Here is a 26,903-nt window from a genome sequence, read left to right on the forward strand (position 1 = left end):
CAGGCACAATGGCTACCGAAATCCGCGTCCCCACTCTCGGCGAATCCGTCACCGAGGCGACTGTCGGCAAGTGGTTCAAGAAGGTCGGCGACGCGATCGCCGCCGACGAGCCCCTGGTCGAGCTCGAAACCGACAAGGTGACGGTGGAAGTGCCCGCCGCGGGCGCCGGAACGCTGGCCGAGATCGCCGTCAAGGAAGGCGAGACGGTCAATGTCGGGGCGCTGCTCGGCTCGATTTCGGCCGGCGGCGCGGCTGCAGCGCCCGCCACCAAGCCGCAGGCGGTGGCGCAGGCGTCCAGCCCGGACGCCGCGTCCACCACCAAGCAGGCGGCGGCCGAAACCGCCAAGATGGCCGGCGACGCCGGTCCGGTCGAGCCGCGCACCATGCCGCCGGCGCCGGCCGCGGCCAAACTGATCGCGGAACACAATCTGTCGGTCGACCAGCTGTCCGGTTCCGGCAAGCGCGGCCAGGTGCTGAAGGGCGACGTGCTCGATGCAATCGCCAAGGGCGCCCCTTCCCAGCCGGCCGAGACGCCGAAGGCCGCTCCGGCGCCCGTCGCGGCCCGCGCGCCGTCCACCGCCGAGGATGCGCCGCGCGAGGAGCGTGTGCGCATGACCAAATTGCGCCAGACCATCGCGCGCCGCCTGAAGGAGGCGCAGTCGACCGCCGCCATGCTCACCACCTTCAACGAGGTGGATATGAGCGCGGTGATGGCGCTGAGGGCCAAATACAAGGACGTGTTCGAGAAGAAGCATGGCGTGAAGCTCGGCTTCATGGGCTTCTTCACCAAGGCTGTGACGCATGCGCTGAAGGAGATCCCGGCGGTCAATGCCGAGATCGACGGCACCGACATCATCTACAAGAACTTCGCCCATGTCGGCGTCGCCGTCGGCACCGACAAGGGGCTGGTGGTGCCGGTGGTGCGCGATGCCGACCAGATGTCCATCGCCGAGATCGAGAAGGAGATCGGCCGGCTGGGCCTTGCCGCGCGCGACGGCAAGCTGTCGGTGGCCGATATGCAAGGCGGGACGTTTACGATTTCCAACGGTGGTGTTTACGGCTCGCTGATGTCGACGCCGATCCTGAACGCGCCGCAGTCGGGCATTCTCGGCATGCACAAGATCCAGGACCGGCCGATGGTAGTCGGCGGCCAGATCGTCATCCGGCCGATGATGTATCTGGCGCTCAGCTACGATCACCGCATCGTCGACGGCAAGGAAGCGGTGACCTTCCTGGTGCGGGTCAAGGAAAGCCTGGAGGATCCCGAGCGGCTGGTGCTCGATCTGTGATCGGAGCTGATCCGCAATGAGCGGCTGGCTGGAACGGTTCGGGGTTGCGCTGGGTCGCGCGCTTCGGACTTTTCGGCCAACTGCCTCGGTTGCCACCGCTTCACCGGCGAAATCGATTGAATCGGATGCGCCGCCGGAAAGCAGTAATCTGGGCGTCTTCGCTCTTTCCGACGCTGAAATGGCGGAACGGAAGATCAGCGCCATCACGATCGGTGAACTCGAGTTGCCAACCGGCGAAATCGTTGCCTGCGACCCGCTCATCACCGGACTAAGCCGGCCTGCCTTCAGCCGCAAGGTGAAGCCGGGACGCTATCCGGTCATACTGCTTCAGGCGCAGGGCTGCATTGCGGCAGCGGTCTTGCGGTTCGGCCCCGGCTTGCCAATACGCTGGGAATGGGCGACCTTCGTTCCCGATCGCCCGCCGGTCTATAAGTCAGAATTTCTTGAATTTATCGTCGATGACGCGGTTGCGTCGTTTATGGACAAGTCGTTCCTGACGATAATGTCTGACCAAGAGGAACTTGACGACTATCTCGCCGACGTCGCGTGCACTATCGACAGGTTTTGTATCGACAGTCCGATTGAAGGCAACCCGATCAATGTAGCCATGTTCGACACTGGCTATGGCGACGGCGCGTATCGGTCTTTCTGGGGGTTGGACGCATCCGGCGAACCACTGCTCCTGATGACCGACTTCGAAGTGCTCGAAAACGCCGATGGCCGTGAAAACAACCAGGTCACTGATGGCTAACGAAATCGCACCCATGATCGGATTTGCGGCCGAGTCGCCAGCCTCGATTACGAGCGGTCGGCTGCAACGGTTCAAGCTAGGCCAGACGGTGCACGGCCTGCAGCGGACTTTCCGGCGCGGCATCATCCTGCTCGGCCTATTTGCCACGCCCTCGCTGGCCATCGCCGCCGATTGGGATCCGGCGACGGCGAGCAGCAATTTCGGCATCTTCGCGCTCAGCGACGCACAACTGGCGGAGCGCAAGATCACCGTCACGCAGATCGGCGAGCTCGAACTCCCGACCGGCGAGATCATCGCTTGCGATCCTCTGATCACGACCGACGACTGGCCGGCGCTGGCCCGCAGGGTGAAGCCCGGGCACTATCCGGTCGCGCTGTTCGAGGCGCAGGGTCGCGTGGCCGCGGCTTTCCTTCGCTTTCGACCCGGCGTGCCGGTGCGCTGGGAGCTCGCCACTCTGCCCGGCCAGGACGTCTCGACGCTGAACGGCGACGAGATCTTCGGCTATCCCGTCGACGCCGGCCTCGGCTCGTTCATGGACAAGGCGGCGATGGCCTTGATGACGGCCGCGCAGGACAAGCTGAAGCCCGATCAGAACTATTATGACGATGTGCTGGCGGCCGAGTTCGCGCCCAACCAGGACCGGTTCGTCATGCACCGTCCGGCCGCCGGCAATCCGGTCAACATCGCGATGTTCTGGAGCGGCTGGGGCGATGGGTTCTATCCGTCCTTCTGGGGGCTGGACGCTGCCGGCGAGCCGGTGGTCCTGATGACCGATTTCGGCGTGCTCGAAAACGCCGACGGCCGCGAGAGCGACCAGGCCAAGTGATGACGGATGCCGCCTCGCCCATGATCGGATTGATGGCCGGATCGCTGGCGCTTACGGCTGCGAATTCCAGCGCCTATGCCGCCTGCCCGATCCAGCTTGCCGTCTATGGCGAGGTGCAGAGCGGTGCCGAGATCGACTTCACGCCGGCCGGCAGTTCGGCGACGATCACCAACGCCTTCCGCATGATCCTCGACAACAATGTCGTGCTCGACGGCATCGTGATGTGGACCGAAGGCAGCGCCGCGCGGCCGCACGGCTCGCTGATGTACAAATGCCCGACGGGCGACGTCACCGGCGAGGAGCTTGCCGCCTGCACGGTCTGGGAAGGCGTCGTCTACAGCGCCGACGAAAAGGGCGGCGTTGGCCTGCTGCCGGCCGAAGGCGCCGACGCGCCGAAAAGCCTGATCTTTCCCGATCTCGGGCCGTCGCTCGAAATGTCGGCCGCCTATGGCCCTGCCGGCTTCTCCAAAGTGCCATGGGACATTTTCGTGCTGAAAGGCTGCCAGGAATGAGCGCGCACAGAAAGACGCTGCTGGTCACTGGCGGCAGCCGCGGCATCGGCGCCGCCATCTGCCGGCAGGCGAACCAAGCCGGCTACCGCGTGGCGGTCAACTATGTTTCCGACCAGAACGCGGCGGACAAGCTGGTCGCCGAGCTGAAAGCCGTTGGCGGCGATGCTTTCGCGGTTAAGGGCGATGTCGGCAACGAGGCCGATGTAATTGCGATGTTCGAGGCGGTGGACAGCGCCTTCGGCCGGCTCGACGCCTTCGTCAACAATGCCGGCATCGTCGACGTCAAAGCGCGGGTTGACGAGATGAGCGTGGCGCGGCTGGAGCGCATGATGCGCATCAATGTCGTCGGCTCCTTTCTCTGCGCCCGCGAAGCGGTGAAGCGCATGTCGACGCGACACGGCGGCCAGGGCGGCGCCATCGTCAACTTGTCCTCGGCAGCGGCTAGGCTGGGCTCGCCCGGCGAATATGTCGACTATGCCGCCTCCAAGGGCGCGATCGACACCATGACCATCGGTCTGGCGCGTGAGGTGGTGCTCGAAGGCATTCGCGTCAACGCGGTCAGCCCCGGCATCACCGAGACCGAAATCCATGCCTCGGGCGGCCAGCCCGATCGCGTGGCGCGGATGCAGGATTTGCTGCCGATGAAACGCGCGGGAACGGCCGACGAAGTCGCCAGCGCGGTTCTCTATCTTTTGTCGGATGCGGCCTCCTATATAACGGGCGCGATCCTGAATGTGAGCGGCGGCCGCTGAGGGCCAGACCAGAAGGACACCATCATGGCTTATGACGTCGTTATCATCGGATCGGGCCCGGGCGGCTATGTCTGCGCCATCAAGGCGGCGCAGCTCGGGCTGAAGACGGCGGTGGTCGAGAAGAACGCCACCTTCGGCGGCACCTGCCTCAATATCGGCTGCATTCCGTCGAAGGCGCTGCTCCACGCCTCCGAGATGTTCGCGGAAGCCGGCCATGCCTTCGATACGCTGGGCATCGAGCTACCGGCGCCGAAGCTCAATCTGAAGAAGATGATGGCGCATAAGGACGCGACGGTGACGTCCAACGTCAACGGCGTCGCCTTCCTGTTCAAGAAGAACAAGATCGATTCCTTCCGCGGCACCGGCAAGGTAGTCGGAGCCGGCAAGGTTTCGGTGACCGGCGAGGACGGCAAGGTCGAGGAGATCGAGACCAAGAACATCGTCATCGCCACCGGCTCGGATGTCGCCGGCATTCCGGGCGTCAAGGTCGATTTCGACGAGAAGGCGATCGTCTCCTCCACCGGCGCGCTGTCGCTGGCCAAGGTGCCCGCCAGCCTCGTCGTCGTCGGCGGCGGCGTCATCGGGCTGGAACTCGGCTCGGTGTGGGCCCGGCTCGGCGCCAAGGTCACGGTCGTCGAGTTCCTGGACACTATCCTGGGCGGCATGGACGGCGAGGTGTCGAAGCAGTTCCAGCGGTTGCTTTCCAAGCAGGGTTTCGAGTTCAAGCTCGGCGCCAAGGTCACCGGCGTCGCCAAGGTCAAGAAGGGCGCCAGCGTCACCTTCGAGCCGGTCAAGGGCGGCGCGGCCGAAACCATCGAGGCGGATGTCGTGCTGGTCGCCACCGGGCGGCGCCCCTATGCCGACAGCCTGGGGCTGAAGGAAGCCGGCGTCGAGCTCGACGAGCGCGGCCGTGTCAAGACGGATGGGCATTTGAGGACCAATGTACCCGGCATCTATGCCATCGGCGACGTCATTGCCGGGCCGATGCTGGCGCACAAGGCCGAGGACGAGGGCGTCGCGGTGGCCGAAACGATCGCTGGCCAGGCCGGTCATGTGAATTACGACGTCATCCCGAGCGTCGTCTACACCAGCCCGGAGATCGCTTCGGTCGGCAAGACCGAGGAGGAGCTGAAGAAGGCCGGCATCGACTACAAGGCCGGGAAATTCCCGTTCAGCGCCAATGGCCGCGCGCGCGCCATGCTGCATACCGACGGCTTCGTGAAGATCCTGGCCGACAAACAAAGCGACCGCGTGCTCGGCGTCCACATCGTCGGCTTCGGCGCCGGCGAGATGATCCACGAGGCGGCGGTGCTGATGGAGTTCGGCGGCTCCTCGGAAGACCTGGCGCGGACCTGCCACGCGCATCCGACGATGTCGGAAGCGGTCAAGGAAGCGGCGCTGGCCACGTTTTTCAAGCCGATTCATATTTAGCTGCGCACCAGCGCCATCGCTTCGGCATCCTAGGGCGAAGCAAGGAGCGAAGCGACGCGCGTAGACCCTAGGATCCACGCCGTGACGCTAAGGCGTTGCAACGCTTGCAGAATTTTGCGCTGTTGCGCTCTACGGCAACGGTCACGGCATGGATACCCGGGTCAAGCCCGGGTATGACGAAGGCGCCGTAGTTGCTCCCCAACCAAACGGCCCGCCCATCGGCGGGCCGTTTGTCAAGCTATAGCCCGGTTACTGAGCCGGCGCAGGTGCCGGAGCCGGTGCAGGGGTCGGCGAGGGTGCAGGAGCTGGGGCTGGCGCCGGAGTGGGCGTAGGCGCAGGAGCCGGAGTTGCCGGCGCTGGTTCAGGCGTTGCAGGCGCCGGAGCCGGCGTGCTGGCGGCCGGCGGCTCAGACGGGGCGGGCGCATGCTCGCCGCCGCTTCTGCCAAAGACATAATACGCAACCACGGCCAGGATAATGACAACAAGGGCGATGAGCCAGCCGCTGCCGCCGCCACCGCCACTCGAGGTGGGAGGCGTGCTCGAAGGGGTGAACGGGTCGTTAGGGTTCGCCATGAAACGTGTCCTCCTTGGATGAAAGTCATCAAAATAACAGCCATCAACGCGCTGAGCCCGCATCGGGTTTCACGCGGACGGACGGAAAGCGCTGAAAAACCGGCGTTTTCAGGTCCGCCAGCCGCCAGACGACTCAGTTGACGGCGGTAACACTATACCCTGCCTTGCGAAAATCCTCGACCAGTCCTTCCGGACCGGGCAGATGCATGGCGCCGACGGCCATGAAGACGTTGCCCTTGGCCAGAATCGGCCCGGCATGCGCCGCCATCACCTTGTTGCGGCTGATGATCATGGTCTGCTCGAAGGCGGCATAGCCGGCCTTGTCGTCCGCCGTCTCCGGCAGCACGGCGCGGAACAGCGGCCAGAACATGCCGACCTCGCCACGCTGATAGAGCACGATCATCGTCTCGTTGACGTCGTTCACCTTGTCGCCGAGCTTCATCGTCTCGACCAGGCTCTTCATGTGGAATTCGATCGGCAGCGAAGCCATGGCGCGCAATTGATCGACGGCGGTTTCGAGCCCTTCGACGTCCTTGCCCGAGGCCTTGGCGTCCGAGGCAAGCTTGACGTCCAGCACGGGTTCGCCGGCGCTCTGGCGCGCCACCTCGCAGGCCGGCAACGCCATCATCGCCGACAGGATCCACGGCTTCATCTTGGCGACCGTCGCCGGCGGGATGCCGCGCGCGTCGAGCCCCTTGTCCAGCGCCGCCGCATCGTCCGGCGACAAGAGCGACGACAGGGTGGTGTTGTCGGTGAACATCATCAGGCCGGGTTCGCTGGCCATCGCGGCCATCATCTTGGCCTTGTCCATCGCATCGGTGGTTTCAATGACGATTGTGCCCGCGCCGTCATAGGCTTTCTGCGCCGCGGCCGGCAGCGTCGTGACGCGCGTATCCGTCATGTGCATGGTGCCGAACAGATAGGACGGTTTTTCGCCCGGTTTCTCCAGCTTCCACAGCAGGCCCTTGCCGTTGGGTACGGCCGCGGCCTCGGTCTCGACCTTCTTGAAGGCGGCCGGATCGTTCTTCTCCAGCGCCGTCAACAGATCGGCTCCGGCGCAATTGGGCGCTGCGGCAAGCGCCCGGCCGGCAAGCAGCAGGACGGCCAGGAAAGACAAGAAGAACAGCAGGTTGAGCGCTGCAAGCAGCTTCAACGAGACTAAGGCCGCGCGGTCGGCGATGGCGATGACGCGTTTCATGAAGAAGCATCTTAGCGCCGAAAAGCGGCAAAACGGTTAATCGGATCGGGGAAATTGTCTTCGGTCGGTTCTGGTTTGCGGCGTAGACGTTCTGCGGGTTGGCGACGCGTATGGACATGGCGCGCCTTGGTGGTTAGCGGAAACGCCCATCACGTCGTCATCCACGGGCGGAGCAAGGAGCGAAGCGACGCGCGCAGACCCGAGGATCCATGCCGTGCCTTCAAAGCGCCGCTGCGGCCCAGAATTCTGCACCGTTGCACCCCACGGCCTAGTGCACGGCATGGGATTCCAGGGTCTGCGCGCGTCGCTCCGCTCCTTGCTTCGCCCTAGAATGACGAGTTCGGAGGGCTCCGAATGGCCTCAGAAGCGATCACGCCCTTGGATGCGCCTTCTCGTAGATGTCGAGCAGCCTGGCGGTGTCGACGCCGGTATAGATCTGGGTGGTCGACAGGCTGGCGTGGCCGAGCAGTTCCTGGATGGTGCGCAGGTCGCCGCCGCGGCCGAGCAGGTGGGTGGCGAAGGAATGCCGCAAGGCATGCGGCGTCGCGGTGTCGGGCAGGTTGAGCGCCGAGCGCAGTTTCGCCATCTCGCGCTGGACGATGGCCGGGTTGAGCGGGCCGCCACGGGCGCCACGGAACAGCGGGCCGTCGGGACCAATATGGAAAGGGCAGAGCCGGCGGTATTCGGCAACCGCCTTGCGGGCCACCGGCAGCACCGGCACCAGCCGCGTCTTGCCGCCCTTGCCGGTGACGCGCAGCACACTGTCGGCTTCCGTTGCGAGGTCGGCGCCGGTCAGGCCCAGCGCCTCGGAGATGCGCAGGCCGGAGCCGTAGAGCAGCGTCAGCACGGCGGCGTTGCGTGCGGCGATCCACGGCTCTTCCGCCAGTTGGCCCTCCATCGCCACGACCTGTTTCGCGTCGCTTGCCGTCAGCGGCTTGGGCAACGATTTCGGCTGGCGCGGCGCGCGCAGGGCTGCGGCGCCTGCCGCGTTGACCATCCCGCGTTTTTCGAGAAAGCGCAGCAGCGAGCGGATGCCGGCAAGGCCGCGCCCCAGCGTGCGGGCGCCGGCGCCTTCATTGCGCCGCGCAGCGAGGAAGCCGCGCAGATCGGCCGGCCGCAGCTCGGCAATGTCGGAGATGCCCGGCGCGCCGCCGCAATGGCCGGTCAAGAAATGCAGGAACTGGCGGGTGTCGCGCTCATAGGCCTCGACCGTCTCCGGCGACAGGCGGCGCTCACGCGCCAGCGTTTTCAGCCAGGTCTCGCGGGCCGCCTGAAGGTCGGGTTTTGCCGGGATGAGGAATTCCTGCATGGGCTTTTTCCGTTTTTGGCAGTTTCGGACGTACGGGTTAGGAAGCGGTGAAGAGGCCGTCATTGAAATGACGGCTTGAGGGGATTAGAGCAGGGCAAAGGAAGCGCCGCCGATGCCGAAGCTCGAAAACCCCGTACAGATGGCCGTGATCGGTGCCGCGCACGGCATCAAGGGCGAATTGCGGGTGAAAACCTTCACCGGAGACCCGCTGGCGCTGGCCGATTACGGCCCGCTTTATGCCAGGGACGGCCGCGCCTTCCAGATCACCGATATCAGGCCGGCCGGGACTGTGGTGGTCGTGCGCTTCAAGGGCGTCGGTGACCGCAACGCCGCCGAGGCTTTGGCCGGCACCGTGCTTTTCGTCGACCGTTCGGTGCTGCCCGACGACGGCGAGGAGGACGAGTTCTATCACGCCGATCTCATCGGCCTCGATGTCAGGGATGATACGGGCGTCATCGGCAGGGTCGTCGCCGTGCATAATTTCGGTGGCGGCGACATACTCGACGTCACGCTTGCCGGTCGCAAGGGCGTGCTGATCCCGTTCACGCAGGCCGCGGTGCCGCATGTCTCGATCGCCGACGGATTCGTCGAGGTCAACCCTCAGGCGGCGGGGCTGGTCGAAGACGAAGAAGGCGACGAAGCGCCCAGGGATGCCGGCTTCGACCCGAAGGGTCGGCCGCGCGGACCGAAGGATGCCGGGGGCAATCGGTGAGCTTTGCCGCCTCGGTGCTGACGCTCTATCCGGAGATGTTTCCAGGCGCGCTCGGCCTGTCGCTGGCCGGCCGCGCGCTGGAGGCCGGAACTTGGTCGCTCGAAGCGATCCAGATCCGCGATTTCGCCACCGACAGGCATCGCACCGTCGACGACACGCCGGCCGGCGGCGGCGCCGGCATGGTGATGCGCGCCGACGTGCTGGCCAAGGCCATCGACCACGCCTCGCCGCCGGGCGACGAGCGCCCAAGGCTGCTGATGAGCCCGCGCGGCAAACCGCTGACCCAGGCGCGTGTGCGCGAGCTCGCCGCCGGGCCGGGCGTGGTCATAGTGTGCGGTCGCTTCGAAGGAGTCGACCAGCGGCTGATCGAGGCGCGAGAACTGGAAGAGGTCTCGATCGGCGATTTCATCCTGTCGGGCGGCGAGCCGGCAGCACTTGTGCTGCTCGATGCCGTGGTGCGGCTGCTGCCGGGCGTCATGGGCAATGCCGTGTCGGGCGAGGAAGAAAGTTTCGAGAACGGCCTGCTCGAGCATCCGCACTACACGCGGCCACAGGAGTTCGAAGGCAGGCCGATTCCGGACGTGCTGATCTCCGGCAACCACAAGAAGATTGCCGAATGGCGGCGCGCCGAAGCCGAGAAGCTGACGCGGGAGCGGCGGCCTGACTTGCTGCGCGCTCAGCCCTTGGTGAAATAATAGAAGGCCAGGAACAGGCCGACGGCGACGACGAAGCCGCGCACGATGCCTTGCGGCACGCGCTTGGCGATCCAGACGCCGGCATAGCCGCCCAGCGCGCCGCCCGGGATCATGACGATCGCCTGCGGCCAGGCGACGACGCCGCCCGAAACGAAAACCAGGATGGCGATGGCCGCGATGACGACAGCCAGCATGTTCTTCAGCGCGTTGAGACGGTGGTAGTCGCCGGCCTGCGTCAGGCCGAGCGTCGCCAGCATCATCACGCCCATGCCGGCGCCGAAGAAGCCGCCATAGACGGAGGTCGCGAACTGGGCGAGCGATCCGGCGAATGAGCCGGCCCCAGGCTTGGGCGCCGGTTTCAGCCACGGCCCGGCGGCGAACAGCGCGGTGGCGGCGATCAGCAGCCAGGGCACCAGGGCGCGGAAGGACGGATTGGAGAGCGCAAGCAGGATGAGCGAGCCGGCCAGTGCGCCCAAAGCGGAGATGACGCAGAGCAGCAGCGCTTGGCGCCAGAAATGCCTGATGTCGTCGAGATAGGCGAGCGTCGAGGTGATGTAGCCGGGAAACTGCGTTACGGAGGAGGTGGCATTGGCGACGATCGGCGGCAGGCCGACCAAGCTCATGGCGCCGAAGGTGACGAAGGTGCCGCCACCGGCGACGGCATTGACCGCGCCGGAGACAAAACCTGAGAGAAAGAGTAAGGCGGCATCGAAAAAAGTCATTTTCCCCGCTTAGGAAGCTTGCAAGCCGCGCGCAACCCGGCACGGCCGCAGTAAATGTGGGCCATTGGCGCAAATATGCCGCAACGCCCTTGTCTTGATGCATGTCGGGGTCCCCGAACCGCGCGCACTGCCGGGCGACATGCATTAGGGCGTGACAAAGCGGCAAAATGGCTGTATGTGCCCGCCCGAACCGGAAGAACAATCTTTCGGACCCGTCAACAAGTGCGGTGTAGCCGTCCCTGCCCGGTGTTTCGACAAAGGGCATAGCCGAGCGGTCATTGGAACTGCAAGGCGAGCTGAGGACGCTCTGACTGTCGGAAGAACAAGAAGTGGATATTTGAGATGGATCTCATCCGTCAGCTCGAGGCCGAACAGGCCGCCAAGATCGAAGCCAAGCGCAAGCTGCCCGAATTCCAGCCGGGCGACACCGTGCGCGTCCAGGTGCGCGTCACCGAAGGCACCCGCACCCGCGTCCAGGCCTATGAGGGCGTCGTCATCGCCCGTGCCGGCTCGGGCTTCCAGGAGAATTTCACCGTACGCAAGATTTCCTACGGCGAAGGCGTGGAGCGCGTTTTCCCGGTCTACTCGCCGATGGTCGAGGGTGTCGAGATCGTGCGCCGCGGCAAGGTTCGCCGCGCCAAGCTCTATTATCTGCGCGACCGTCGCGGCAAGTCGGCCCGCATTTCGGAAAATACCGGCGTGCGCGCCCGCAAGCTGAACGATGAAGAGCGCGACGCGCTGAACGCCGAGCGCGCCCGCATCGAGGCCGAAAAGGTCGCCGCCGCCCAGGCGCTGGCCGCTGAGACGGCCGCCAAGGAAGCCGCCGAGAAGAAGGCTGCCGCCGAGGCCGCTTCGGCCGAATAAGGTTTTTGCGAGACAGGTTTCGGAAAGGCGGCTTCGGCCGCCTTTTTTCGTTGTGCAGCTGTCGCAAGCGTGCGGAATTTGATCGAAGCCTTCGCGTTTCGAAACCATCCTTGAAGAGCACTGGATTGCGCATTCACGCGCCGCGGCAGTGCGGAGCGGCTTGCAAGGCGCTTGCGGCAAGCTAAAGTCGGCGCCGGATTTTCTCTTGGCGCGTGAACATCGCGCGGCCAATCATCTTCGGGGAGTTTGTCATGACCAAGTCGAAACTGCTGCTGGCCGCCATGGTGGCCTGGCTTCTCGCGCCTGTCGCGGCGCTCGCCGACAATTTGCCGGACCTCGGCGGCAGGAAGGTCGTGGTGGTGACGGAAAACGCCTATCCGCCGCTGCAGTTCATCGACAAGAAGACCGGCAAGCAGATCGGCTGGGAATATGACGCGATGGACGAGATCGCCAAGCGGCTGAACTTCAAGGTCGAATACCAGAACACCTCCTGGGACGCGATGATCCAGGCGGTCTCCGACAACCAGTACAACATCGGCATGACCGGCATCACCATCAAGGACGACCGCAAGGAGAAGGTCGACTTTTCCGATCCCTATATGCGCTCGGAGCAGTTCATGCTGGTGCGCGGCGACGAAAGCCGCTTCACCGACGCCAAGAGCTTCGCCGCCTTCAAGGACGGGCTGATCGGCGCCCAGCCCGGTACCACGCCCTTCTACACCGCCGTCTACAGCGTGCTCGACGGCAATGAGCAGAACCCGCGCATAAAGCTGTTCGAGACGTTCGGCGCGACCGTGCAGGCGCTGAAATCGGGCGACGTCGACGTTGTGCTCACCGACGGCACCGCCGGCCAGGGCTATGTCGATGCCTCCGAAGGCAAGCTAAAGCTGATCGGCGGACCGCTCGGCACCGAGGATTTTGGCTTCATCTTCCCGAAGGGCTCGGACCTGGTGAAGCCGGTCAACGCCGCCATCGCCGCGCTCAAGGCCGACGGCACGTTCGACAAGCTCAACAAGAAGTGGTTTCTCGATTACAAGATGGGGCAGTGAGCCCGTCTTGTTGCGCGCAGTGAGTTTGCAGGAAATTGCGCTGACATTGCGCCAAGGCCCCCCTCTCTGCCCTGCCGGGCATCTCCCCCTCAAGGGGGGAGATTGGCAGCTCCGCCGACGATGCTCCTCATTTAACGTTGGTGATTGGCGAAAGCCCACGCGAAGTTCGATCTCCCCCCTTGAGGGGGAGATGGCCGGCAGGCCAGAGAGGGGGGCCTGGGCGCTACCTTCTCGAGACGTCCGCTCCATCGGCATCACCTGATGCCACCCGCGTCCAAATCCAAACCCGAATTCCCCTGGTGGCTGGCGGCCGCGGCCATCCTTGCCTTGGCCGCCGCCCTCGCCATCGCTTCCAGCGACCTCTATGCGCAAGTCTTCGCCACAGTCGCCAAGGGCATCGGCATCACCATCTTCGTCACCGCGGTCGCTTTCGCTTTAGCCTCCGCCTTCGGGCTTGGCATCGCGCTGATGGCGCTGTCGGGATCGCAGTGGCTGCGCCAGATCGCGCGCTTCTATGTCGAGATCATCCGCGGCGTGCCGATCCTGGTGCTTTTGTTCTGGATCGCCTTTGCCGGCGCGCCGGCCTTCGTCGCCGCCTGGAATGCGCTGACCGCGCCGCTGCAGGGCGCCGGCCTGATGGGCGAGCTGCTGGTGCGCGACGTCTCGCTGCTCTGGCGCGCCATCATGGCTTTGACCATCGGCTACTCGGCCTTCATTTCGGAAGTGTTCCGCGCCGGCATCCAATCGGTCGAGAAGGGCCAGATCGAGGCGGCCAAGGCGCTCGGGCTCAGCCGAGTCCAGCGCTTCCGGCTGATCGTCTTCCCGCAGGCGATCCGCACCATCCTGCCGCCGCTCGGCAACGACTTCGTCGCCATGGTCAAGGATTCCTCGCTGGTCTCGGTGCTCGGCGTCGCCGACATCACCCAGATGGGCAAGGTCTATGCCGCGGGCTCCTTCCGCTTCTTCGAGACCTATTCGATCGTCGCCTATATCTACCTGATCCTCACCGTCGGCCTGTCGCTGGCGCTAAGGGCGCTGGAACAGCGGCTACGTCGCCAGCATCAGGAATAGCCGGCAGCAAAAGTCCGCGCTGCCTCTTTGTTTTTGACGCAATTCCGGACGGAAAACCGGTTCCCACTTTTCCTGGAATTGCTCTAGCTTGGGTCATGTGCATCCGGCGGAGGAGACGCCCATGAATTTCGACAAGGCCAATGCGGCGCTGGATTCCGTCTATTCGGCCGATTCGCCGGAAGGGCTCGCAAAGGCCTATGCCGACTGGGCGGCGACTTACGACAGCGAGACCGCCTCGCTGGGCTACCTTCTGCCTTTCCTCATCGCCGCCTGGGTGGCGCGGCACGTGCCGGCGGGCGAAGGTCCGCTGCTCGACGCCGGCTGCGGCACGGGCCTGTCGGGGCCGTCGCTGAAGGCTTTGGGCTATGGCGACATCGCCGGGCTCGACCTCTCCGACGACATGCTGAAGATCGCCGGCAGCCGTCAGGCCAATGGCAGGCCGGCCTATAGCGAGCTGAAGAAGGCGATGCTCGGCGGCCGGCTGCCCTGGCCCGACCGGCATTTCCGCGCCTTCTTCTCGACCGGCGTCTTCACCATCGGCCACGCGCCGGCTTCGGGCCTGCATGAGCTGGTGCGTATCACCAAAAGCGGCGGCCACGCCATCTTCACCGTGCGCGACCAGGTTTTCGAGAGCGGCGGCTTCCAGGCAGTGTTCGACGAGTTGGCAGAGGCGGGGAAATGGCGGCTGGTCGAGGAGAGCCCGTGGTTCCGCTGCTATGCCATCGGCGATCCGGAAGCGCTGGTGAAGACGTTTGTGTTCGAAGTGGTGTGAGCGCAGCCTTCCCCTTCTCCCCTTGTGGGAGAAGGTGGCCGCGAAGCGGCCGGATGAGGGGTGCTCCAGGGAACGCCGACGCCCCAATTCGCTGGAACACCCCTCATCCGTCTCGGCGCTACGCGCCGATCCACCTTCTCCCACAAGGGGAGAAGGGGAAGTCGTGCTAATTGCCGAAAAGCCAAAACATTGCTATCTACCGCGCCATGGAAAAGCTTTTCAGCGATCCGGCCTATAAGGGTTTCGTGCTGCAGGACAGAAAGCGCCTGCCGTCGCGTTTCTCCGCGCGCGTCTGCGGCGCGCTCACCAGCCGACTTCGCTGAACCGACCGATCGCAGTCGTCGCGCCGGATTGCCGGCGTCCTTTTCCCATTCTCATATCGACGGATTTACGCACATGAGCGCACCGCGCACCCTCTACGACAAGATCTTCGACGACCACACGGTCGACCGCCAGGACGACGGCACCTGCCTGCTCTATATCGACCGCCACCTCGTGCACGAGGTCACCAGCCCGCAGGCCTTCGAAGGCCTGCGCATGAGCGGCAGAAAAGTCCGGCATCCGGAAAAGACGCTGGCCGTCGTCGACCATAACGTGCCGACCTCGCCCGAGCGCAAGTTCGGCATCAAGAACGAGGAAAGCCGCATCCAGGTCGAGGCGCTCGCCAGGAATGCCAAGGATTTCGGCATCGATTATTATTCCGAGAACGATATCCGCCAGGGCATCGTCCACATCATCGGGCCCGAGCAAGGCTTCACGCTGCCCGGCATGACCATCGTCTGCGGCGACAGCCATACCTCCACGCATGGGGCGTTCGGCGCGCTTGCGCATGGCATCGGCACGTCCGAGGTCGAGCATGTGCTGGCGACGCAAACGCTGATCCAGCGCAAGGCCAAGAACATGCTGGTGCGCGTCGACGGCCAGCTGCCGGAAGGCGTCACCGCCAAGGACATCATCCTCGCCATCATCGGCGAGATCGGCACCGCCGGCGGCACCGGCTACGTCATCGAATATGCCGGCGAAGCGATCCGCTCGCTGTCGATGGAAGGCCGCATGACGATCTGCAACATGTCGATCGAGGGCGGCGCCCGCGCCGGCCTGATCGCGCCGGACGAGACGACCTTTGCCTATGTCAAGGACAAGCCGCGCGCCCCGAAGGGCGCCGCCTGGGATGCGGCGCTCGCCTATTGGAAGACCCTGCAGTCCGACGAAGGCGCGCATTTCGACAAGGTCGTGGTGCTCGACGCGCAAAAACTCCCGCCGATCGTCTCCTGGGGCTCCTCGCCTGAGGACGTCGTCTCGGTGCAGGGCACTGTGCCCGATCCGCAGGAGATTGCGGACGAGAACAAGCGCACGTCGAAGATCCGCGCGCTCGACTATATGGGGCTGACGCCTGGAACCAAGATCACCGACATCGAGCTCGACCGCGTCTTCATCGGTTCCTGCACCAATGGCCGCATCGAGGACTTGCGCGCCGCAGCCAAAGTGGTCGAGGGCAAGAAGGTCAATCCGCGCGTCAATGCCATGATCGTGCCGGGTTCGGGCCTGGTCAAGGAACAGGCGGAGGCCGAGGGCCTCGACAAGATCTTCGTCGCCGCCGGCTTCGACTGGCGCGAGCCGGGCTGCTCGATGTGCCTGGCCATGAACGACGACCGGCTGAAGCCGCATGAACGCTGCGCCTCGACCTCGAACCGTAATTTCGAGGGCCGGCAGGGCTTCAAGGGCCGCACTCATCTGGTGTCGCCGGCCATGGCGGCGGCCGCGGCGATCGCCGGCCACTTCGTCGACATCCGCGACTGGAAGTAACAGCCGGCCGCGTCTCTCAACAAGGGCCCGAACACGACGTCCGGGCCTTTTGCTTTCAGCGATCTATCTGCGAATGATCTCGTGAAACTCCTCGCGCCGGCCGGGCTCGTCGGCGGCGACGACCAAGGCCAGCTGCCGCTCGTCGAAAATCCTGAACCACTCGTCCCACTCCACGAGTTCGTAGCCGCCGCTGTTGATCGGACGCTCCGGGCGGTCGGTGTCTTCATAGGCCTGCTGCCCAAAAACCAGCCGCAGCATGGGCTGCGTTCCGGCTTCGGGCGAGACGTCGACGATGGCCGGGAAGCCGGCGCGCGCCGCCGCCCAGGAGCGGATTTCATCGTGGTTCGTCAAAGTGATCGTGCCCGCCATCTCGATCGTCTCCCGTCTGGCGTCTCCTGTCTGGCCGGACAACGCCGCTCCGGCAGGCCGGTTCCGCGTGGCATGCGATGTATCTATCGAGACTTAACCGCTTGTTTGGGCTTGCGTCCTAGTATCTCCCGTTGGGTAAGTTGGGAAAAGTCGCAGTCTTTTGGACACCGGTCTGCTCATAGCGCTGCTCAATCCGACGATAGCGCTGGCGCTCGGCGCTGCGTTCCTCGTGCTGTGGTCCTATCAGCGCCATCGACCGTATCTGGCTGTGCTCGGCGCGAGCTACTGCCTGTCGGCACCGGGTTTCCTGCTGCAATATTTCACGCTTCCGATCGGCGTGGCGCTGACCAAGCTCGTTTCCAACATCTGCTTCACGATCGCGGCCTGCTGCCTCTCCAGCGCGATCATCGCGCGCTACGGGCGGCGCGTGCCCTATGTCGGGATCGGCATCGTGACCGGCGGCGGGCTCGCCGCCTTCATCTGGTTCATGTTCGTTCAGCCGGACCTCACCTGGCGCGTGCTTGCGATGAATTTCGGCTTCGGCGCGCTCAGCCTGCTGGTCGGCGCCGAGCTGAGAACGGTGCGCCACAACGGCCCAACCGAGAAAATCCTGCTCGTGCTGTCGCTGCTTTCCGGGCTGAACTTCATTGCCCGCACGCTGGTTGTCGTCATCGCGCACGGCCCGTTCCCCAGCTATGACGGGTTCTACGGATCGTCCTACTGGACGACCGCGCTGCTTTCGCACGCGCTGTTGTCGCTGCTGATCGCGCTTTGCCTGTTCACAGCGGCGGCGCTCGATGTGATGAGGGCGCTGAAGGACGAGACCCATACCGACCCGCTCTCGGGCATCCTCAATCGCCGCGGCTTCGAGGAGCGGGCGAACCTGTTGCTCGACCAGTGCGGCAAGGCCGGATTTCCCGTCGCGCTGGTGCTTGCCGATCTCGATCACTTCAAGGCGCTGAACGACCGGCACGGCCATGAGGCAGGCGACCGGGTGATCGCCGACTTCGCCGCCAAGCTGCGTTCCGCCACCGGCGCGCGCGGGGCCGCCGGCCGCATCGGCGGCGAAGAGTTCGCCGTGCTTTTGCCGCTGAGCGACCTGGCGTCGGCAAGGCTCTTCGCCGAAGCGATCCGTTCCTTCTATTCGGCCGGCGCGATCGAGGGCCTGCCGCCCGACACGAGGGTCACCGCAAGCTTCGGCGTTGCCGCCCGCACCGGCAGGGAAGGGCTGATGCCGCTGATGCGGCGCGCCGACGAGGCGCTCTACAAGGCCAAGAAGAACGGCCGCGACAGCGTGCGGCTTTCCTATGAGAGACCTGAAACCGCCTTCGCTGCCGAGCCGCTCGCCGTCGGCTGAGGCAAAGGCGATCGCAACGTTCGCGATTGCCCGAAGCTCCTGCAATTTCGTCATCCTCGGGCTTGACCCGAGGATCCATGCCGTTACCTCCGTTGTAGAATGCTGCGGCGCAAATTCCGTAACCGCCGCAATGACTTAATGGAACGGCATGGATTCTAGGGTCTGCGCGCGTCGCTCCGCTCCTTGCTTCGCCCTAGAATGACGACAGGCCGGGCCTTGCCGGCCGCGATTGCGTGCGCGTGTCAGGCTGCGGCGGAGCCAAACGCCGACGGCCTTCAGCGGCAAGGATTGAGATTGGGCATCTCGCCGTCGGAAAGCCCGTACATATAGGAACGGCCCTTGACCAGCACCGGCGGCTGGTAGCAGCCGGGCGCGCCAGCCTCGTCCGCATCGTCATAGATCACATCCGGCTGGCCGCCGGTGTATTGGGAAAGTTCTTTCGCGAGTTTGCCTTCGCCGACGATGATGCGCTTGTAGCCGGCGGCGCTGTCGATGACGAGATTGCCGAAGGAATCGGCATAGACGCGGTCATGGTGGCGCAAGCCGGCTTCCGCCGGCGCGGCGATTGCCGTCACCAGCCCCGCGAACGCCGCGGCGGCAACGCCTGCCCGCACTGAATTCGAACGCATGTCGCTCTCCCTTGATGACGCAATGAATCGCGCCTGAATTCCGGTTCGAATCGGAAATTAACCCTTTCTTAACCTTTGTTAAGAGGCGGAAGGCTTTCGGAGCCGGTTGTTAAGGAACATGGTTAATTTTCGAAAGCGGGCTTTCCCGACGGCGAGGGCGACCCTGGCGCAGGGCTGACTCCGGGTCAGCTTGATCTTGCGTCGCCGCGTGGCTACAGCGGTCCACCGTTTCACGGAAAGGCAACCGCCTCTCTCTTTGTTTCGACGCAATTCCGGACGGAAGGATACGGCGAAGGCGCCCGACCCAGCCGTTCACACTTTTCCTGGAATTGCTGTAGCGTGCCGCACACGAAAGGGCAGCGCATGAGCTTTGGCCACACGGTTCGGGTGTCGATCACCATCCCGCTGCTTCTCGCGGCCGCGGCTTGCGTGCCGCAGGACGGCGCGCCGAAGGCGGCGAATGCCGCCCCACCCGCTCGCTCGACTGCTCCGGCCCCGCAGTCCGCTGCACCCGTGGTGCCGCCAGCAGCTGCAACACCCCCGATACCTGCAACAGCCCCGGTAGCTACAACCGCGCCGGCACCTGCAACGACCAAGACCCCCGCAACCCGCGCGCCCGCAACCAAGATCGTCACAGACCTTACCGTGCCGCGGTCCGGCATCGGCACGGCCAACTATAGATGCGGCAATGGCGGCATGATCACCATCCAGAATCTCGGCTCGTCGTTACGCCTGGTCCGCCCGGACGGCTCGACCGAGGAATTCGCGGCCTCACCCACCAACCAGAGCAGCCGTTACCAGGAAGCGGCGACGCATGACGCAATCGTGATCGACGGACGCGAAGCGCTGGTGATGAAGAGAGGATCGACGCCGCAGACTTGTCGGAGATAGCGCTCTTTGTTGCACTGCAACGAATGCTGAGCCGGCGTCGGAACAGCCGCTAATCGATTGAAGCGCGTGAAGGCCAATTTCTCACACTAAATGATGTTTCCAAAACGATTTTCCGGCTTTGACGCGGTGCAAAAAGAGCATTAGAAACCGGCTGTCCGGAGCCATATATGAGGGCGGCAAAGGCCGCATCGCGGCTCCAGGATGCCGAACTGGGGGAGCCATGAGCAAATCACCAGCCACCCGCGCAGTTGCCAGACGTGAACGGCCGCTCTCGCCGCATCTGACGATCTACCGGCCGCCGATCACGATGACGATGTCGATCATCCATCGCATCACCGGCGGCGCGCTCTATTTCGGGACGCTGCTGGTGGCGGCCTGGCTGATTGCCGCTTCGAGCTCGCAGGCCGCATTCGACTGGGTCAACTGGGCCTTCGGCTCCTGGCTCGGCCGACTTGTTCTCTTCGGCTACACCTGGGCGCTGATGCACCACATGCTGGGCGGGCTGCGCCATCTTATCTGGGACACCGGCGCGGGACTGGAAAAACACACCGCGTCCAGGATCGCCTGGGCCACGCTCGCCGGTTCGATCGTGCTGACGCTGCTGATCTGGATCGCCGGCTATATGGCGCGGGGAGCTTTCTGATGGCCGCCAACAATTCGGACATGCGCACGCCGCTGGCGAAGGTCCGCGGCCTCGGTTCGGCCCGCGAGGGCACCGGTCATTTCTGGCGGCAGCGGCTGACCGCCATCGCCAACATTCCTTTGATCCTGTTCTTCGTCGGCTTCCTCATCGCGGTCAACGGCCATGACTACACGGATGTGCGGGCGGCGCTTGCGAACCCGTTCGTGGTGGTCATGCTCGGGCTGGTGCTGATCTCGCCGCTTTACCACATGCGCATCGGCATGCAGGTGATCATCGAGGATTACGTGCATGGCGAGGGCATGAAGCTGGCGCTGATCGCGCTCAACACCTTCTTCTGCGTGGCAGTCGGCGTCGCTTCGCTGTTTGCCCTGCTCAAACTCGCATTCGGAGGCTGACGTCTTGGCCAACGCAAATACAGCCAGCACGGCTTCCGCCTATACTTTTGTCGACCACAAGTTCGACGTCGTCATCGTCGGTGCCGGCGGCGCCGGCCTGCGCGCCACGCTCGGCATGGCCGAGCAGGGGCTGCGCACCGCCTGCATCACCAAGGTTTTCCCGACGCGCTCGCACACCGTCGCGGCGCAAGGCGGCATCGCCGCCTCGCTTTCGAACATGGGGCCGGACTCCTGGCAATGGCACATGTACGACACCGTCAAGGGCTCGGACTGGCTGGGCGATGTCGACGCCATGGAATACATGGTGCGCGAGGCGCCGGCCGCCGTCTACGAGCTCGAGCATTATGGTGTGCCGTTCTCACGCACCGAGGAAGGCAAGATCTACCAGCGGCCGTTCGGCGGCCATATGATGAACTATGGCGACGGTCCGCCGGTGCAGCGCACCTGTGCGGCCGCCGACCGCACCGGCCACGCCATCCTGCACACGCTCTACGGCCAATCGCTGAAGAACAACGCGCAGTTCTTCATCGAGTATTTCGCGCTCGACCTGATCATGGAGCCGGACGGCACCTGCACCGGCGTCGTGGCTTGGAACCTCGATGACGGCACAATCCACCGCTTCTCGGCCAAGATGGTGGTGCTGGCGACCGGCGGCTATGGCCGTGCGTATTTCTCCGCCACCTCGGCGCATACCTGCACCGGCGACGGCGGCGGCATGGCGGCCAGGGCCGGGCTGCCGCTGCAGGACATGGAGTTCGTGCAGTTCCATCCGACCGGCATCTACGGCGCCGGCTGCCTGATCACCGAGGGCGCGCGCGGCGAAGGCGGCTATCTCGTCAATTCCGAGGGCGAGCGCTTCATGGAGCGCTACGCGCCGTCGGCCAAGGACCTCGCCTCGCGCGACGTCGTCTCGCGCTGCATGACGCTGGAGATCCGCGAGGGCCGCGGCGTCGGCAAGAACAAGGATCACATCTTCCTGCATCTCGACCATCTTGACCCGGCGGTGCTGCACGAGCGGCTGCCGGGTATTTCCGAGTCGGCCAAGATCTTTGCCGGCGTCGACCTCACCAAGGAGCCGATCCCGGTGCTGCCGACGGTCCACTACAATATGGGCGGCGTGCCGACCAATTACTGGGGCGAGGTCCTCAATCCGACCTTCGACAATCCGGACCGCGTGTCGCCGGGCCTGATGGCGGTCGGCGAGGCCGGCTGCGCCTCGGTGCACGGCGCCAACCGGCTCGGCTCCAACTCGCTGATCGACCTCGTCGTGTTCGGCCGCGCGGCGGCGATCCGCGCCGGCCATGTGATCGACCGCAAGTCGGCGATCCCGTCGCCCAACGCGGCCTCGGTCGAGAAGATCATGGAGCGCTTCGACAGGCTGCGCCACGCCAACGGCTCGACGCCGACGGCCGTGCTGCGCGAGAAGATGCAGCGCGCCATGCAGGAAGACGCCGCCGTATTCCGCACGCAGGAATCGCTGGAGAACGGCTGCAGGCGCATTTCGGAACTCTGGCGCGAGCTCAAGGACATCAAGGTCACCGACCGCTCGATGATCTGGAATTCCGACCTCGTCGAGACGCTGGAGCTGGAAAACCTGATGGCCAACGCCATCACCACGGTCTACGGCGCCGAGGCGCGCAAGGAGAGCCGCGGCGCGCATGCGCGCGAGGATTTCTCGGCGCGCGACGACGCCAACTGGCGCAAGCATACGCTGGCCCATCTGAGCGAGGACGGCAAGGTGACGCTGACCTACAGGCCGGTGCATACCGAGCCGCTGCTGGCCGAAAAGGACGGCGGCATCAGCCTGGCCAAGATCGCGCCGAAGGCGCGGGTGTATTGACCATGGCGCAGGCGACCACGGGATATTCCGGCACGCCGCTCCCGGCCAAGCTTGGCCTCAGGGACGGCATGGTCACCGCCTTCATCGCGCTGCCGCCGGAGCTCGATGCGCTTACCGAGGCGGTGTCCTTTGCCGGCGTCGACAGGCTCGCCGAGTGGTCGGCGATCTCGGGCAGCCGGAAATACGATGCCGTGCATGCCTTCACCCGGCAGCGCGCCGAGGTCGAGGACGGCCTGGCCGGCATCGAGACGGCGATCAAGCGCGACGGCATGGTCTGGGTCTCTTGGCCGAAGAAGGCATCGAAAGTGCCGACCGACGTCACCGAGGACGTCATCCGGTCGGAGGCGCTGAAGCGCGACCTGGTCGACGTCAAGGTCGCCGCCGTGAACGAAATCTGGTCCGGGCTGAAGCTCGTCATCCGAAAGGACCGCAGGTAATGGTCGAACTCACGCTTCCCAGGAACTCGAAGGTCCAGCAAGGCAAGATCTGGCCGAAGCCGGAAGGCGCGACCAACCTGCGCGAATACCGCATCTACCGCTGGTCGCCGGACGATGACGCGAATCCGCGCATGGACACCTATTTCGTCGACATGGACGATTGCGGGCCGATGGTTCTCGACGCGCTGTTGTGGATCAAGAACAAGATCGATCCGACGCTGACGCTGCGCCGTTCCTGCCGCGAAGGCATTTGCGGCTCCTGCGCCATGAACATCGACGGCTCCAACACGCTGGCCTGCACCAAGGGCGTCGAGGATATTTCCGGCGCGGTGAAGGTCTATCCGCTGCCGCATATGCCGGTGATCAAGGACCTGGTGCCCGACCTCACCAATTTCTATGCCCAGCACGCCTCGATCGAGCCGTGGCTGAAGACGGTCTCGCCGACGCCCGCCAAGGAATGGCTGCAGAGCCACGAGGACCGCGAGAAGCTCGACGGGCTCTACGAATGCATCCTGTGCGCCTGCTGCTCGACCTCCTGCCCGAGCTACTGGTGGAACGGCGACCGTTATCTGGGCCCGGCCACGCTGCTGCAGGCCTATCGCTGGCTGATCGACAGCCGCGACGAGGCGACGGGCGAGCGGCTCGACAATCTCGAAGACCCGTTCCGGCTCTATCGCTGCCACACCATCATGAACTGCGCGCAGACCTGCCCGAAGGGGCTCAATCCCGCCAAGGCGATCGCCGAGATCAAGAAGATGATGGTGGAGAGAAGGGTATAGTTCTCGCGGCCTTACTCGCAGGTAGCGACCCTTCGCGCCCCCCTCTGTCCTGCCGGACATCTCCCCCACAGGTGGGGAGATTGGCTGTCACCGCCGCTTTCGCCAATCTCCAAGGTTGAAGGATGAGGCGCCGTCGGCGAAGCTGCTAATCTCCCCCCAAGTGGGGGAGATGTCCGGCAGGACAGAGGGGGGCGCTGTCCCGCCAGCGTCAGAAAGGATAGGCAACCCATGACCGATCTCCCCGTCCTCTCTCCCACCGAAGCCCGAGTCCTCGGTTCCCTGATTGAGAAGAAGGAGCTGACGCCGGACGTCTATCCACTGACGCTCAACGGCGCGCACGCCGCCGCCAACCAGAAGACGGCGCGCGAGCCGGTGATGGCGCTGGAGCTGACGGAGGTCCGGCGGGCCTTGAGCACGCTCGAGCAGAAAGGCCTCGTGCGCCAGGCCTTCGCTTCGCGCGTCGAGCGCTACGAGCATCTGATGGCGCAGCGCTTTTCGCTGACCACGCCGCAGATCGTGGTAATCGGGCTGCTGCTGTTGCGCGGGGCGCAGACGGCGCATGAACTGCTGGCCCGTTCGGAGCGGATGGCGCGCTTTGCTTCGATTGAGGAGTTGCGCGGCAATCTCGACCTGATGATCGGCCGCCGGCCGCCGCTGATCCAGCTGCTCGAACGCGCGCCCGGCCAGCGCGAGGAGCGCTATGTGCATCTGCTGAGTGGTCCGGTGGAAGCGGCAGCGGTGGCGACGGCGCCCTGGCAGCCGGCGGCGACATCCTCGGACGCCGACCTCGAGGCGCGGGTCAAGGCGCTGGAGGAAGAGGTCGCTGGGTTGCGCGCCAAGATCGAGGCGCTGGGCGGTTAGCTCACTGGAAAGGCTGGCGCGAGCCGCCCCCCTCTGTCCTGCCGGACATCTCCCCCTCAAGGGGGGAGATTAGCAGTTCCGGCGCCGGCGCCCTTCTTTCACCGTCGGCGATTGGCGAAAGCCGACGCGACATCTGATCTCCCCCCTTGAGGGGGAGATGCCCGGCAGGGCAGAGAGGGGGGCGAAGGATCGCCAGCCTTTGCGGAGAAGTTTCTCACCCCAGCCTGGCATCCAACGACACATTGATCGCTCCCAGCGCCTTCGACACCGGGCATTCGGCCTTGGCCTTCTCGGCCAGCTCCTTGAACTTCGCCGCGTCGATGCCCGGCACCTTGCCGACCAGGGTGATGGCGCTGCCGGTGATGCCGGTGCCGGGCACCAGCGTCACCACTGCCTTGGCGTCGAGCTCGGCGGCCGGCGTGCCGTTTTCGGCCAGGAAGTGCGACAGCTGCATGGTGTAGCAGCCGGCATGCGCGGCGGCGATCAGCTCTTCCGGATTGGTGCCGGATTTGCCGCTTTCGTCCTCGAAACGCGCCTTGAACGAATAGGGCGTGCCCTTCAAGGTGCCGCTCTGGGTGTCCAGCGTGCCGTTGCCTTCCTTCAGATTGCCTTTCCAGACGGCGTTTGCGGTGCGGTCCATGGAATCCTCCTGCCTTGTCGGGGTTTGCGCCGGCGGGCGCCGACGTTCCCCGGAACTATAGCGCGGGCGCGGCGGAAGACCATCCATGGCCCGACATGATTGTGCTTGCGCGAGGCGCTTCGAAAAATTCTCGAAAAAAGCGCATGCAAAAATGTCGACTTCCCGTCTGCCCGACCGTCCTGCGGGCGGCCACTCCCGGCCGATGGAGGTTAAGATGGATAATCTGTTTCTTGCGGTCTGGGGAAAGCCCGAGCGAAAAGGGAGGCGACTTGAAGAGTTCTGGCTCGATCCGCCGGCGCTTGGCTTCGGCCGGCTGGCGGCGGCCATCGCCATCATCGGCGTCGCGACATGCCTGCTCGACCATGCGGCGACGGCAGCCAAGACCGACACCGTCGCCTCCTATAATGCGTCGACGAAAGGAAGCTCGAAATGAAATATGTGCTGCTGGTCTATGGCGAGGAAAAGGATCTCTACGCGCTGACCCCCGAGCGCATGGCCAAGCTCGATGCCGACTCGCTCGGCTATGACCGGGAGCTCGACCGGCAAGGCAAGCTGGTCATCGCGCAGGCGCTGCAGTCGGTGACGACGTCGAAATCGCTCCGGCGGCGCAAGGGCAAGGTGCTGGTGACCGACGGCCCCTTCGCCGAGACCAAGGAGCAATTGCTGGGCTTCGTCATGGTCGAGGCGGCGGACCTTGCCGAGGCGCTCGATATCGCGGCCAAGATCCCGTTGGCGGAGCTCGGCACGGTCGAGATCAGGGCGATCTACGACGTGCCGGGGTCATAGCCGCCGGTCAGCATGGGCGCGACGCCGGTTGAAGTTATCTCTTAGGATACATCTTCAGGGTTTCTTCACGGACGCAACCGTTGCGTGTTGAAGCGATGCCGCGCTTCTTTTATCGTCGCCGCGATTTCGGGGGAATTCGGCATGCCTTTCCTGATCGCCATCCTCGGCCTGCTCGGAGCGGCCGCCATCTGGTGGTACCGGCTGAAATATATGAGCGACGCCGCGCGCGAGGTCGCCGATGTCGTCGGGCGCGTCCGGGGCAACATCCGTCGCAAGAAATTGCGCAATCAGGCCGCGCTCTCACCGCTGACCGCGATCGACGATCCGGTGGTGGCGGCGGCGACGCTGATCACCGCGATCGTCGCGGAGCACGGTCCGGTCCTGCCGCAGCGCGAGGCGGTCATTCGCGAGGTGATCGCGCAGATCGCGGACAGCCAGAAGAAGACCGACGAGGCGGTCGTCTACGCCAAATGGGCCGCCGCGCAGATCGACGACACCACGATCGTCATCGACAAGCTGGCGCCGTTCCTGCGCGAGCGCCTCGATCCGCATGAGCGGGACGACCTGCTCAGGATGTTGAACCGCGTCGCGCAAGGCGGCGGGCAGAGCCTTAGGATCGCCGACCAGCGGATGCTGAAGCTGCGGCAGAAGCTGGGATTCGAGGTGAACTAGAATTCAGGTGAGGCCGGCCTGCAAATGGTGGCTTCCTGCGCTTCCGGTGCTCACGTACGGAAAGTACGCTCCGCTCCGGTTCTCGGAAGCCACCATTTTCGACTCGGCCTGACCTGAATTTGCCACGGCGCCACAAGGCGATCAGATCGCCTGCCTTCGTGATTGGCCGAACGCCCATCGCGATCGTCATTCTATGGCGGAGCAAGGAGCGAAGCGACGCGCGCAGACCCTGGAATCCTGTGTGTTGGTTCTGGTGTATGGTTGAAGTGGGA

General features: G+C 64.8%; 31 protein-coding genes. 25 read left to right on the forward strand and 6 right to left on the reverse strand.

Annotated features, from left to right (window positions below; all coding sequences use genetic code 11):
* Nucleotides 1-8: 8 nt before the first annotated feature.
* The 6 genes from odhB to lpdA are packed head-to-tail and all read left to right on the forward strand — an operon-like array spanning nt 9 to nt 5,561.
* Nucleotides 9-1,289: a 2-oxoglutarate dehydrogenase complex dihydrolipoyllysine-residue succinyltransferase gene (gene odhB / locus LB552_RS28135; protein WP_224611374.1), complete on the forward strand. Its 1,281-nt coding sequence runs from the start codon at nt 9-11 to the stop codon at nt 1,287-1,289.
* Between the two features lie 16 nt (nt 1,290-1,305).
* Nucleotides 1,306-2,040 carry a DUF4241 domain-containing protein gene (locus LB552_RS28140; RefSeq protein WP_224611376.1) on the forward strand — a complete coding sequence of 245 codons (735 nt, stop codon included), beginning with the start codon at nt 1,306-1,308 and terminating at the stop codon, nt 2,038-2,040.
* Between the two features lie 13 nt (nt 2,041-2,053).
* Nucleotides 2,054-2,866, forward strand: coding sequence for a DUF4241 domain-containing protein (locus LB552_RS28145; protein ID WP_224611378.1), 813 nt, complete (start codon nt 2,054-2,056; stop codon nt 2,864-2,866).
* The gene (locus LB552_RS28150) at nt 2,866-3,378 is read left to right on the forward strand and encodes a hypothetical protein (RefSeq protein ID WP_224611381.1); all 513 of its coding nucleotides are present in this window, start codon (nt 2,866-2,868) and stop codon (nt 3,376-3,378) included. The genes LB552_RS28145 and LB552_RS28150 overlap by 1 nt, the downstream gene beginning before the upstream one ends.
* The gene (locus LB552_RS28155; protein ID WP_224611383.1) at nt 3,375-4,130 is read left to right on the forward strand and encodes an SDR family oxidoreductase; all 756 of its coding nucleotides are present in this window, start codon (nt 3,375-3,377) and stop codon (nt 4,128-4,130) included. Before LB552_RS28150 ends, LB552_RS28155 begins: the two co-directional genes overlap by 4 nt.
* 24 nt (nt 4,131-4,154) lie before the next feature.
* Nucleotides 4,155-5,561 carry a dihydrolipoyl dehydrogenase gene (gene lpdA, locus LB552_RS28160; protein WP_224611385.1) on the forward strand — a complete coding sequence of 469 codons (1,407 nt, stop codon included), beginning with the start codon at nt 4,155-4,157 and terminating at the stop codon, nt 5,559-5,561.
* A gap of 706 nt (nt 5,562-6,267) precedes the next feature.
* Here lpdA and LB552_RS28165 read toward each other — a convergent pair.
* Together LB552_RS28165 and LB552_RS28170 are read right to left on the reverse strand one after the other, a co-directional pair.
* Nucleotides 6,268-7,332 (reverse strand): TraB/GumN family protein, encoded by a 1,065-nt coding sequence (locus LB552_RS28165; protein WP_224611387.1) that lies wholly within the window; start codon nt 7,330-7,332, stop codon nt 6,268-6,270.
* Between the two features lie 370 nt (nt 7,333-7,702).
* On the reverse strand, nt 7,703-8,641 hold the full coding sequence (locus LB552_RS28170; RefSeq protein ID WP_224611389.1) for a tyrosine recombinase XerC: 939 nt from the start codon (nt 8,639-8,641) through the stop codon (nt 7,703-7,705).
* 112 nt (nt 8,642-8,753) lie between these two features.
* Between LB552_RS28170 and rimM the strand changes: the two genes are divergently transcribed.
* Nucleotides 8,754-9,353, forward strand: a complete 600-nt coding sequence (rimM, locus tag LB552_RS28175; RefSeq protein ID WP_224611391.1) for a ribosome maturation factor RimM — start codon at nt 8,754-8,756, stop codon at nt 9,351-9,353.
* On the forward strand, nt 9,350-10,048 hold the full coding sequence (gene trmD, locus LB552_RS28180; protein ID WP_224611393.1) for a tRNA (guanosine(37)-N1)-methyltransferase TrmD: 699 nt from the start codon (nt 9,350-9,352) through the stop codon (nt 10,046-10,048). Before rimM ends, trmD begins: the two co-directional genes overlap by 4 nt.
* Here trmD and LB552_RS28185 read toward each other — a convergent pair.
* Nucleotides 10,030-10,770, reverse strand: a complete 741-nt coding sequence (locus LB552_RS28185; RefSeq protein ID WP_224611395.1) for a sulfite exporter TauE/SafE family protein — start codon at nt 10,768-10,770, stop codon at nt 10,030-10,032. The genes trmD and LB552_RS28185 overlap by 19 nt on opposite strands.
* A gap of 342 nt (nt 10,771-11,112) precedes the next feature.
* On the opposite strand from LB552_RS28185, the gene rplS reads away from it, so the two are divergent.
* The 6 genes from rplS to leuC all read left to right on the forward strand — a co-directional run bounded on the left by rplS (nt 11,113) and on the right by leuC (nt 16,332).
* A complete protein-coding gene (gene rplS, locus LB552_RS28190; RefSeq protein ID WP_095769549.1) occupies nt 11,113-11,634 on the forward strand; it encodes a 50S ribosomal protein L19 in 522 nt (173 codons plus the stop codon).
* 251 nt (nt 11,635-11,885) lie between these two features.
* The gene (locus LB552_RS28195) at nt 11,886-12,683 is read left to right on the forward strand and encodes a basic amino acid ABC transporter substrate-binding protein (RefSeq protein WP_224532136.1); all 798 of its coding nucleotides are present in this window, start codon (nt 11,886-11,888) and stop codon (nt 12,681-12,683) included.
* Nucleotides 12,684-12,944: 261 nt separating this feature from the next.
* Entirely contained in the window at nt 12,945-13,754 is an 810-nt protein-coding gene (locus LB552_RS28200; RefSeq protein ID WP_224611397.1) for an amino acid ABC transporter permease, read from the forward strand.
* Between the two features lie 121 nt (nt 13,755-13,875).
* Nucleotides 13,876-14,526: a class I SAM-dependent DNA methyltransferase gene (locus LB552_RS28205; protein ID WP_224611399.1), complete on the forward strand. Its 651-nt coding sequence runs from the start codon at nt 13,876-13,878 to the stop codon at nt 14,524-14,526.
* 170 nt (nt 14,527-14,696) lie between these two features.
* Complete coding sequence (locus LB552_RS28210) at nt 14,697-14,849, forward strand: hypothetical protein (RefSeq protein ID WP_181174941.1); 153 nt, start codon at nt 14,697-14,699, stop codon at nt 14,847-14,849.
* Between the two features lie 73 nt (nt 14,850-14,922).
* Nucleotides 14,923-16,332, forward strand: coding sequence for a 3-isopropylmalate dehydratase large subunit (leuC, locus tag LB552_RS28215; RefSeq protein WP_224601896.1), 1,410 nt, complete (start codon nt 14,923-14,925; stop codon nt 16,330-16,332).
* A 63-nt stretch (nt 16,333-16,395) separates the two neighbouring features.
* On the opposite strand, the gene LB552_RS28220 is transcribed toward leuC, so the two are convergent.
* Nucleotides 16,396-16,701 (reverse strand): hypothetical protein, encoded by a 306-nt coding sequence (locus tag LB552_RS28220; RefSeq protein WP_095769553.1) that lies wholly within the window; start codon nt 16,699-16,701, stop codon nt 16,396-16,398.
* A 160-nt stretch (nt 16,702-16,861) separates the two neighbouring features.
* Here LB552_RS28220 and LB552_RS28225 point away from each other — a divergent pair, with 160 nt between their 5' ends.
* Complete coding sequence (locus LB552_RS28225; RefSeq protein ID WP_224611401.1) at nt 16,862-18,058, forward strand: sensor domain-containing diguanylate cyclase; 1,197 nt, start codon at nt 16,862-16,864, stop codon at nt 18,056-18,058.
* A gap of 275 nt (nt 18,059-18,333) precedes the next feature.
* On the opposite strand, the gene LB552_RS28230 is transcribed toward LB552_RS28225, so the two are convergent.
* A complete protein-coding gene (locus tag LB552_RS28230; protein WP_224611403.1) occupies nt 18,334-18,687 on the reverse strand; it encodes a hypothetical protein in 354 nt (117 codons plus the stop codon).
* 363 nt (nt 18,688-19,050) lie between these two features.
* On the opposite strand from LB552_RS28230, the gene LB552_RS28235 reads away from it, so the two are divergent.
* The 7 genes from LB552_RS28235 to LB552_RS28265 all read left to right on the forward strand — a co-directional run bounded on the left by LB552_RS28235 (nt 19,051) and on the right by LB552_RS28265 (nt 24,533).
* A complete protein-coding gene (locus LB552_RS28235) occupies nt 19,051-19,578 on the forward strand; it encodes a hypothetical protein (protein WP_224611405.1) in 528 nt (175 codons plus the stop codon).
* Between the two features lie 220 nt (nt 19,579-19,798).
* The gene (gene sdhC / locus LB552_RS28240; RefSeq protein WP_224601902.1) at nt 19,799-20,221 is read left to right on the forward strand and encodes a succinate dehydrogenase, cytochrome b556 subunit; all 423 of its coding nucleotides are present in this window, start codon (nt 19,799-19,801) and stop codon (nt 20,219-20,221) included.
* Nucleotides 20,221-20,616 (forward strand): succinate dehydrogenase, hydrophobic membrane anchor protein, encoded by a 396-nt coding sequence (gene sdhD / locus LB552_RS28245; RefSeq protein WP_224611408.1) that lies wholly within the window; start codon nt 20,221-20,223, stop codon nt 20,614-20,616. Before sdhC ends, sdhD begins: the two co-directional genes overlap by 1 nt.
* 4 nt (nt 20,617-20,620) lie before the next feature.
* On the forward strand, nt 20,621-22,456 hold the full coding sequence (gene sdhA / locus LB552_RS28250) for a succinate dehydrogenase flavoprotein subunit (RefSeq protein WP_224611410.1): 1,836 nt from the start codon (nt 20,621-20,623) through the stop codon (nt 22,454-22,456).
* Between the two features lie 2 nt (nt 22,457-22,458).
* Nucleotides 22,459-22,893 carry a DUF3052 domain-containing protein gene (locus LB552_RS28255; RefSeq protein ID WP_224611412.1) on the forward strand — a complete coding sequence of 145 codons (435 nt, stop codon included), beginning with the start codon at nt 22,459-22,461 and terminating at the stop codon, nt 22,891-22,893.
* Complete coding sequence (locus LB552_RS28260) at nt 22,893-23,672, forward strand: succinate dehydrogenase iron-sulfur subunit (protein WP_224611415.1); 780 nt, start codon at nt 22,893-22,895, stop codon at nt 23,670-23,672. Before LB552_RS28255 ends, LB552_RS28260 begins: the two co-directional genes overlap by 1 nt.
* 228 nt (nt 23,673-23,900) lie before the next feature.
* Nucleotides 23,901-24,533 (forward strand): YceH family protein, encoded by a 633-nt coding sequence (locus LB552_RS28265; RefSeq protein ID WP_224611416.1) that lies wholly within the window; start codon nt 23,901-23,903, stop codon nt 24,531-24,533.
* Between the two features lie 214 nt (nt 24,534-24,747).
* Here the strand turns inward: LB552_RS28265 and LB552_RS28270 are convergent, their stop codons facing one another.
* Nucleotides 24,748-25,173: an OsmC family protein gene (locus LB552_RS28270; RefSeq protein WP_224611417.1), complete on the reverse strand. Its 426-nt coding sequence runs from the start codon at nt 25,171-25,173 to the stop codon at nt 24,748-24,750.
* Between the two features lie 214 nt (nt 25,174-25,387).
* On the opposite strand from LB552_RS28270, the gene LB552_RS28275 reads away from it, so the two are divergent.
* The 3 genes from LB552_RS28275 to LB552_RS28285 all read left to right on the forward strand — a co-directional run bounded on the left by LB552_RS28275 (nt 25,388) and on the right by LB552_RS28285 (nt 26,631).
* Entirely contained in the window at nt 25,388-25,606 is a 219-nt protein-coding gene (locus LB552_RS28275; RefSeq protein WP_224611418.1) for a hypothetical protein, read from the forward strand.
* A complete protein-coding gene (locus LB552_RS28280) occupies nt 25,603-25,959 on the forward strand; it encodes a YciI family protein (RefSeq protein ID WP_224611419.1) in 357 nt (118 codons plus the stop codon). The genes LB552_RS28275 and LB552_RS28280 overlap by 4 nt, the downstream gene beginning before the upstream one ends.
* Before the next feature lie 141 nt (nt 25,960-26,100).
* Nucleotides 26,101-26,631: a hypothetical protein gene (locus LB552_RS28285; protein WP_224611420.1), complete on the forward strand. Its 531-nt coding sequence runs from the start codon at nt 26,101-26,103 to the stop codon at nt 26,629-26,631.
* Nucleotides 26,632-26,903: the final 272 nt, after the last annotated feature.

It is taken from the genome of Mesorhizobium sp. CA7 (genome assembly GCF_020165015.1).
Lineage (GTDB): Bacteria > Pseudomonadota > Alphaproteobacteria > Rhizobiales > Rhizobiaceae > Mesorhizobium.

Bases quoted from the DNA above. Each gene is read 5' to 3' on its own strand.
- LB552_RS28275 (WP_224611418.1), top strand. From the start codon at position 25,388: ATGGATAATCTGTTTCTTGCGGTCTGGGGAAAGCCCGAGCGAAAAGGG.
- LB552_RS28235 (WP_224611405.1), top strand. From the start codon at position 19,051: ATGAGCTTTGGCCACACGGTTCGGGTGTCGATCACCATCCCGCTGCTT.
- lpdA (WP_224611385.1), top strand. From the start codon at position 4,155: ATGGCTTATGACGTCGTTATCATCGGATCGGGCCCGGGCGGCTATGTC.
- LB552_RS28285 (WP_224611420.1), top strand. From the start codon at position 26,101: ATGCCTTTCCTGATCGCCATCCTCGGCCTGCTCGGAGCGGCCGCCATC.
- LB552_RS28270 (WP_224611417.1), bottom strand. From the start codon at position 25,173: ATGGACCGCACCGCAAACGCCGTCTGGAAAGGCAATCTGAAGGAAGGC.
- LB552_RS28165 (WP_224611387.1), bottom strand. From the start codon at position 7,332: ATGAAACGCGTCATCGCCATCGCCGACCGCGCGGCCTTAGTCTCGTTG.
- LB552_RS28155 (WP_224611383.1), top strand. From the start codon at position 3,375: ATGAGCGCGCACAGAAAGACGCTGCTGGTCACTGGCGGCAGCCGCGGC.
- LB552_RS28205 (WP_224611399.1), top strand. From the start codon at position 13,876: ATGAATTTCGACAAGGCCAATGCGGCGCTGGATTCCGTCTATTCGGCC.
- LB552_RS28260 (WP_224611415.1), top strand. From the start codon at position 22,893: ATGGTCGAACTCACGCTTCCCAGGAACTCGAAGGTCCAGCAAGGCAAG.
- LB552_RS28145 (WP_224611378.1), top strand. From the start codon at position 2,054: ATGATCGGATTTGCGGCCGAGTCGCCAGCCTCGATTACGAGCGGTCGG.
- leuC (WP_224601896.1), top strand. From the start codon at position 14,923: ATGAGCGCACCGCGCACCCTCTACGACAAGATCTTCGACGACCACACG.
- LB552_RS28255 (WP_224611412.1), top strand. From the start codon at position 22,459: ATGGCGCAGGCGACCACGGGATATTCCGGCACGCCGCTCCCGGCCAAG.
- LB552_RS28170 (WP_224611389.1), bottom strand. From the start codon at position 8,641: ATGCAGGAATTCCTCATCCCGGCAAAACCCGACCTTCAGGCGGCCCGC.
- LB552_RS28220 (WP_095769553.1), bottom strand. From the start codon at position 16,701: ATGGCGGGCACGATCACTTTGACGAACCACGATGAAATCCGCTCCTGG.
- sdhD (WP_224611408.1), top strand. From the start codon at position 20,221: ATGGCCGCCAACAATTCGGACATGCGCACGCCGCTGGCGAAGGTCCGC.
- LB552_RS28195 (WP_224532136.1), top strand. From the start codon at position 11,886: ATGACCAAGTCGAAACTGCTGCTGGCCGCCATGGTGGCCTGGCTTCTC.
- LB552_RS28200 (WP_224611397.1), top strand. From the start codon at position 12,945: ATGCCACCCGCGTCCAAATCCAAACCCGAATTCCCCTGGTGGCTGGCG.
- LB552_RS28280 (WP_224611419.1), top strand. From the start codon at position 25,603: ATGAAATATGTGCTGCTGGTCTATGGCGAGGAAAAGGATCTCTACGCG.
- odhB (WP_224611374.1), top strand. From the start codon at position 9: ATGGCTACCGAAATCCGCGTCCCCACTCTCGGCGAATCCGTCACCGAG.
- rimM (WP_224611391.1), top strand. From the start codon at position 8,754: ATGCCGAAGCTCGAAAACCCCGTACAGATGGCCGTGATCGGTGCCGCG.
- LB552_RS28265 (WP_224611416.1), top strand. From the start codon at position 23,901: ATGACCGATCTCCCCGTCCTCTCTCCCACCGAAGCCCGAGTCCTCGGT.
- LB552_RS28140 (WP_224611376.1), top strand. From the start codon at position 1,306: ATGAGCGGCTGGCTGGAACGGTTCGGGGTTGCGCTGGGTCGCGCGCTT.
- sdhC (WP_224601902.1), top strand. From the start codon at position 19,799: ATGAGCAAATCACCAGCCACCCGCGCAGTTGCCAGACGTGAACGGCCG.
- LB552_RS28230 (WP_224611403.1), bottom strand. From the start codon at position 18,687: ATGCGTTCGAATTCAGTGCGGGCAGGCGTTGCCGCCGCGGCGTTCGCG.
- LB552_RS28185 (WP_224611395.1), bottom strand. From the start codon at position 10,770: ATGACTTTTTTCGATGCCGCCTTACTCTTTCTCTCAGGTTTTGTCTCC.
- LB552_RS28150 (WP_224611381.1), top strand. From the start codon at position 2,866: ATGACGGATGCCGCCTCGCCCATGATCGGATTGATGGCCGGATCGCTG.
- rplS (WP_095769549.1), top strand. From the start codon at position 11,113: ATGGATCTCATCCGTCAGCTCGAGGCCGAACAGGCCGCCAAGATCGAA.